The organism is Pedobacter foliorum, from assembly GCF_013266735.1.
Lineage (GTDB): Bacteria > Bacteroidota > Bacteroidia > Sphingobacteriales > Sphingobacteriaceae > Pedobacter > Pedobacter foliorum.
The window spans coordinates 95,788-101,817 of the sequence record NZ_JABSNU010000016.1 but is presented as its reverse complement, the minus strand read 5'-3'; the positions used below and the strand labels follow the sequence as shown (position 1 = coordinate 101,817).

The following is a 6,030-nucleotide window of genomic DNA, read 5'->3' as shown; positions in this document are numbered from 1 at the left end:
CTGGTAATAATAAACTGATAAGGGTTTCTGCAGCTGCGCTCAAAATGAAAATTGTCGTTTGATTTACAATCGCAAAAGAAAGAAATTATTTTCTTCCCCCCAAGAATTCCGCTTGATCCATTTATAGAAGCTTGAAATTGTTTAAGAATCTTTTGGAGAAAATAATGAGGAAATAAAAAAAGCCCTTTTAGGGGCTTTAGATTTGAAGTACTCAGAGCGGGAATCGAACCCGCACGACTTTTAAGGTCACAGGATTTTAAGTCCTGCGTGTCTACCAGTTCCACCATCTGAGCAGGTGAATAACCTTTTAAAATTAAATGCCTTCTACTGAAGGCATTTGGAGCGAAAGACGAGATTCGAACTCGCGACCCCGACCTTGGCAAGGTCGTGCTCTACCAACTGAGCTACTTTCGCGTTGGTATTGTTGTTTTATTGTACTCAGAGCGGGAATCGAACCCGCACGACTTTTAAGGTCACAGGATTTTAAGTCCTGCGTGTCTACCAGTTCCACCATCTGAGCATAGTCCTATTTCAACATCTATTGAAATGATGACTGTTTACTTAAAAACCTTTTCAGGTTTTTAGAGCGAAAGACGAGATTCGAACTCGCGACCCCGACCTTGGCAAGGTCGTGCTCTACCAACTGAGCTACTTTCGCATTGGTTTCATTAAATCATTATCCAATGATTCCCTTTTTGAAACTTGAATTAAGTTGTTAACCTTGTTTCCGTTTGGGATTGCAAATATAAATACTTTTGTATTACTGTCAAGTTATTTTTTAGAAAAAATATTGAACTTAAGCTAAGCCATTGGCGTTTAGGACTTCCGAGATTAAATTGCTTTCAAAGCCTTTGCCCATTAAGTAAGAAGTGAGCTTATATTTCCTCTTGTAAGCATCATTTTCTTTGATAGAAGGTAACTTTTTGTTCGCCAAAACGAGTATTGTTTCTAGATATTCGTCATAATCTATCGTTTTTAGTGCGTTGGAAATCATCTTTTCGGTTACACCTTTTAGCTTAAGCCCCTGTTTAATTTTCATCTTGCCCCATTTCTTTATCTTAAATTTTCCAGAAACATAAGCCATCGTAAAACGCTCTTCATTTAAAAAGTTAGTTTGTATCAGTTCTGAAATGATTTCCTCAACCTCGTTTTTCCACAAACCCCACTCATAAAGCTTGTTCCGAATTTCTTGTTGAGACCTTTCCTGATAAGCACAGTAATGCTCGGCTTTTGCCAAAGCCGCCTTCTTATCTAACTTTACAGTTTGTTGTTTTGATGAATCCAGCATTTACAATATTACTAAATGTGCCTGTCATAAGTATGATTTATCTTAAAACAAGATGCGGATCTTGTTTTTTATCAAATATTTGATCTTAATTGATTTTAATTCACTGTAAATGAATAAAAAGAGATAAGTTTTTCAAACATTTCAGTTGTTTCGGTGGTTTTTCTGTTAAATTATTGTTTTAAAGGCGTATTTTAGCTACGTTCGGATGTCATTTAGTTAACTCTCCTTTTATGGAACCAAAAAAAGTATTGAAAGTCGGATTAGATTCTGCAGCTCCATTTCCTATGCACTCAGATTATAATTCTGAAAAATTTGAAGGTTTCGAAGTCGACTTAATGAAAGCCATCACCGAACATCTTGATATAGAGGTAGAATATGAGGTTTCATTGTGGGCAACCATTCTCGAGAAACTGTTTAAAGGGGAGTTAGATCTGATCTGTTCTGCAGTAACTGTTACACCTTCACGCAGACATATCCTTGAATTTAGCAATCCATATTTACATTTCAGATTGTGTGCTGTGGTTAATAGCGATGGTGATTTAAGAGATATTAACGACCTTAAAAATAAAACAATAGGCATTAGAGAGGCAACAGAAGCAGAAAGATACGTTCATGTAAACTTTCCTGGCAACAATATGGTGCACGCCGAAACCAATAAAGAGTTGTATAGAAAACTGCAAGCCGGAAAAATAGATTTACTCATCGATGATTCGCCAATAGCAGGTGGGTTTTTGCAAAAAAACAAGAAATTAAAAGTGGGTATGTATTTACCAAAAACAGATTCTCAATATGCAATCGCTATGAAAAAAGGAGATACTCAACTGCGTGATCAGTTTAATGAAGTTTTGAGCCTTTTAAAAGAGAACGGAACCTATCAAACCATTTATAAAAAATGGTTTACCGATATTCAGTTTTAACAGTCAGAAAATTTCAATTTCATTTTTTTGAATACAATTTAATAGCCATTTAATTCGGTTTATGAAGGGGGGTAGAATTACTCCACATTGACCAAACGGTCAGTCCACGGTCAGTCCACCTTTTTCTTAGTAAAACGTGGACTGACCGTGGACTGACTGACACATCGAGTAAGCTAGTTTTGCCTTACCTAATTGAGCCGAAAAATGTTTAATTTTGGGCATGAGTAATGCTAACTATTCTATCTCTCTTATTGCCACTGTTTTAACTGCAAAACCTTTCATCGTAAACAATAATGCTGTAATTACTAAATTGGTAATTGACAGCAGGAGTGTAATAGATCCTGATGAATCTTTATTTTTTGCTTTAGATGCAAAAAGAAATGGTCATGAGTACCTTAAAGATGCTTATGCAAATGGGATTAAGAATTTTGTAATCAGCGATGAAAGCTATTTGAATAACTTCCCTGATGCCAATATCTTGTTGGTTACTGATGTATTAGCCGCTCTTCAGACTTTAGCGAAATACAATCGTGAGCAGTACGACCTAAAAGTGCTTGCAATTACCGGTAGTAACGGGAAAACTATAGTTAAAGAATGGTTATATCAATTACTTGCTGCCGATTTTAATATTGTTCGCAGTCCTAAAAGCTTCAATTCTCAAATAGGGGTGCCGCTTTCTGTTTGGCAAATCGATTCAGATCATACCATGGGGATATTTGAAGCCGGAATTTCTAAATCCGGTGAGATGGATAGCCTTGCCGAAATTATACAGCCAACAGTTGGTATTTTAACCAATATTGGCGAAGCACATGCTGAAGGATTCTCATCTATTAAAGAAAAACTGCTCGAAAAATTAAAGCTTTTTAAAAATTCAGAGCTGTTTATTTATTCTCCGGAGTATACTGAAGGACTCGGTTTAACTGATTTACCGGGTAAGTCAAAATTCTCATGGAGTTTTAAACAAAAGGCAGACCTGCAAATCTTATTTGTAGAGCAAATTGATGGCAGAAACTATATTAGAGCAAAGTTTAAAGGCGATGAAATAGAATGCTTAATTCCATTTAGTGATAGGGCATCTCTAGAAAACGGAGTGATTTGCTGGGCCACTTTGCTTGCTTTGGGGTACAATCCACAGCAAACTGATGCTTTATTAGAAAAGCTAACATCGGTTAGCATGCGCTTAGAACTGAAAAATGGCATCAATCAATGTTCTGTTATCGATGATTCTTACAGTGCTGATATCTCTTCTTTAGCCATTGCGCTCGATTTTTTAAATCTTCAAAACCAGCATCCTAAAAAAACACTTATCCTTTCTGATCTGTATGAAACAGGGAAAAATGATGAGGATCTTTATGCCGAAATAGCGGCTCTGCTTAAGCAAAAGAACGTGAATAGGTTGATAGGGGTTGGTCTGCATATATCTGCAGCAGCAGAATTGTTTGATATGGAGACCTCTTTTTTTGAGAGTACATTGGCCTTTGTAGAGAACTTTCCATCGCTACATTTTAGTAGTGAAACAATTTTGGTTAAAGGAGCCCGCAGGTTCGAGTTTGCACGTATCAGTAAACTGATTACACAAAAGATACATGATACGGTTCTGGAGATAGATTTAAATGCGCTGGCAGGGAATCTGCAGTTCTATAGGAATAAATTACGCCCGGGAGTTAAGGTAATGGCAATGGTTAAAGCTTTTTCTTACGGTAGCGGTAGTTTCGAAATTGCTAATCTGTTACAGTACCATAAAGTTGATTATCTGGCCGTGGCTTATACAGATGAAGGGGTTGCGCTTAGAAAAGGCGGCATTTCTATGCCTATCATGGTAATGAGTCCGGAGCCGTCTGCTTTTGATGCCATAGTAAAGCATAAGCTGGAACCTGAAATATATAATCTTGATATTTTAAGAAGCTTCATCGATTTCTTAAGTGAAAATACAAAGAGTTACCCTATACACCTGAAAATTGAAACGGGAATGCATAGATTGGGCTTTGAAGAGGCTGATTTAACTGATCTTTTACAACAATTAAAGGAAACCGAAAAGGTAAAGGTTGTTTCTGTTTTTTCTCATTTAGTAGGTAGTGATAGTGCTGATCATGATGGATTTACAGCGCATCAGCTGAGTAGGTTTACAGCTGTTGCTGATCAAATTAAAGAGGGGGTGGGATATTCGTTTATCAGGCATATTTCTAATACATCCGGCATTTCTCGTCACCCTGAAGCTCAATTGGATATGGTTAGGCTTGGTATTGGAATGTATGGTTTTGATGGCGGCTTGTCTCATAATAAAGGTCTGCAAACTGTTGCTGTTTTAAAAACTACGGTAACTCAGGTGAAACCGATAAAGCCTAATGAAACGGTGGGTTATAGTCGCCGTGGTATTTTACCTGAAGGAGGCATGATTGCTACTGTTAAAATTGGTTATGCTGATGGTTATAATCGCAAATTTGGCAATGGTGTGGGTAAAATGTTGATTAATGGCAATTTGGTATCTACCGTAGGTGTAATATGTATGGATATGTGTATGCTCGATGTTACTGGTTTGGGCGTGAAAACTGGCGATGAGGTGATTGTTTTTAATGGTGAACTTACCATCGCCGAATTGGCAAAACAAATTGACACTATACCGTATGAAATATTAACAAATGTATCTCAAAGGGTAAAACGAGTGTATTTTTATGAGTAGTTTTACATAAGTTTGCAGCATGAATAGAATTGGTAGGGCGTTGTTAAATTACCTGATTAAAGGGTTGTTGATTGTGCTGCCTATTGCACTAAGTATTTTTATCGTGATTTGGGCTGTTACTACGGTTGACAGCTGGTTAAATATAAACAATATTCTTGGCGTAGATCCCAGAACGGGAGCCAGCCGAAATATTCCCGGATTAGGCTTGGCATTGGTAGTTTCGATCATTCTGATTGCCGGAATTTTTGTAACTAACTTTGTTACTGAGCCAATGTATAATTGGTTTCAGAAGGCTTTAGATAGGCTTCCGGTGGTGAAATTTATCTATTCTTCTATCAAAGATCTTACTGAAGCTTTTGTTGGTGATGAGAAGAAGTTTAATCATCCTGTACTTGTTGAGGTTGAAGGGGATTTGAAAAGGATTGGGTTTCTTACGCAATCTGATCTTAAGTCTATCGGCCTTCCCGGTGAAGCAATTGTTTATTTCCCGTTTTCTTATTCTTTTGCCGGTCAGGTTTATGTTGTTAAAAACGAAAAGATTAAGCCGTTGAATATGAGTGCGGCTGACGCCATGAAGTTGGTGGTATCTGGCGGAGTTAGCCATTTCTAAAAAAAATCAACCATTGCTCGCCTCCTCAGATATTTTGCGGAAGGGCAAAATATCTGCATGTCGTCTCTCAACAGTTGATTTTTTAAGGAATGAATGTAACTCCGGACAGAAGGGGAAGAGGGGAAAAGAAGAAGTTGTTAAACTTTAAATTTAGTTAAGAGAAAATGATCAAGATTTATCATAATAACAGGTGCAGTAAAAGCCGTTGCGCAATGACGGTTCTGGAAGAAAGTGGAAAGGAATTTGAAGTGGTTAATTACCTGGAAACAGTTCCTACTGTAGATGAGTTACGAGCTATTGTTGGTAAATTGGGGATTTCGGCTCATGAACTTGTCCGTAAATCGGAAGTTGTTTATAAGGAGAAATATAAGGGTAAGGTTCTTTCTGAGGAAGAATGGATTGTTGCAATGGTTGAAAATCCAATACTTATAGAACGCCCGATATTAGTTTCTGATGATCTTGCCGTAATAGCAAGACCAACAGAAAAGATTTATGATATTTTAGGTTAAGGCTAATTTCAAGCTTAGTTGAAAGC

General features: G+C 37.3%; 5 protein-coding genes and 4 tRNA genes. 4 read left to right on the top strand and 5 right to left on the bottom strand.

Going from position 1 to position 6,030, the window contains the following annotated elements:
- Nucleotides 1-208 precede the first annotated feature (208 nt).
- The 5 genes from HQN83_RS22370 to HQN83_RS22350 form a co-directional block, all read right to left on the bottom strand.
- Nucleotides 209-293, bottom strand: a tRNA-Leu gene (locus HQN83_RS22370).
- Between the two features lie 45 nt (nucleotides 294-338).
- Nucleotides 339-414: transfer RNA gene (locus HQN83_RS22365), tRNA-Gly, on the bottom strand.
- Nucleotides 415-435: 21 nt separating this feature from the next.
- Nucleotides 436-520: transfer RNA gene (locus HQN83_RS22360), tRNA-Leu, on the bottom strand.
- A 65-nt stretch (nucleotides 521-585) separates the two neighbouring features.
- Nucleotides 586-658, bottom strand: a tRNA-Gly gene (locus HQN83_RS22355).
- A gap of 138 nt (nucleotides 659-796) precedes the next feature.
- Nucleotides 797-1,288, bottom strand: a complete 492-nt coding sequence (locus HQN83_RS22350; protein WP_173093513.1) for a regulatory protein RecX — start codon at nucleotides 1,286-1,288, stop codon at nucleotides 797-799.
- Nucleotides 1,289-1,518: 230 nt separating this feature from the next.
- Between HQN83_RS22350 and HQN83_RS22345 the strand changes: the two genes are divergently transcribed.
- From HQN83_RS22345 to arsC, 4 genes are all read left to right on the top strand, one after another.
- Nucleotides 1,519-2,205: a substrate-binding periplasmic protein gene (locus HQN83_RS22345; protein ID WP_173093511.1), complete on the top strand. Its 687-nt coding sequence runs from the start codon at nucleotides 1,519-1,521 to the stop codon at nucleotides 2,203-2,205.
- Between the two features lie 220 nt (nucleotides 2,206-2,425).
- A complete protein-coding gene (locus HQN83_RS22340) occupies nucleotides 2,426-4,885 on the top strand; it encodes a bifunctional UDP-N-acetylmuramoyl-tripeptide:D-alanyl-D-alanine ligase/alanine racemase (protein WP_173093509.1) in 2,460 nt (819 codons plus the stop codon).
- Between the two features lie 19 nt (nucleotides 4,886-4,904).
- Nucleotides 4,905-5,495 (top strand): DUF502 domain-containing protein, encoded by a 591-nt coding sequence (locus HQN83_RS22335; protein WP_173093507.1) that lies wholly within the window; start codon nucleotides 4,905-4,907, stop codon nucleotides 5,493-5,495.
- 164 nt (nucleotides 5,496-5,659) lie between these two features.
- Complete coding sequence (gene arsC, locus HQN83_RS22330; protein WP_173093505.1) at nucleotides 5,660-6,004, top strand: arsenate reductase (glutaredoxin); 345 nt, start codon at nucleotides 5,660-5,662, stop codon at nucleotides 6,002-6,004.
- Nucleotides 6,005-6,030 lie beyond the last annotated feature (26 nt).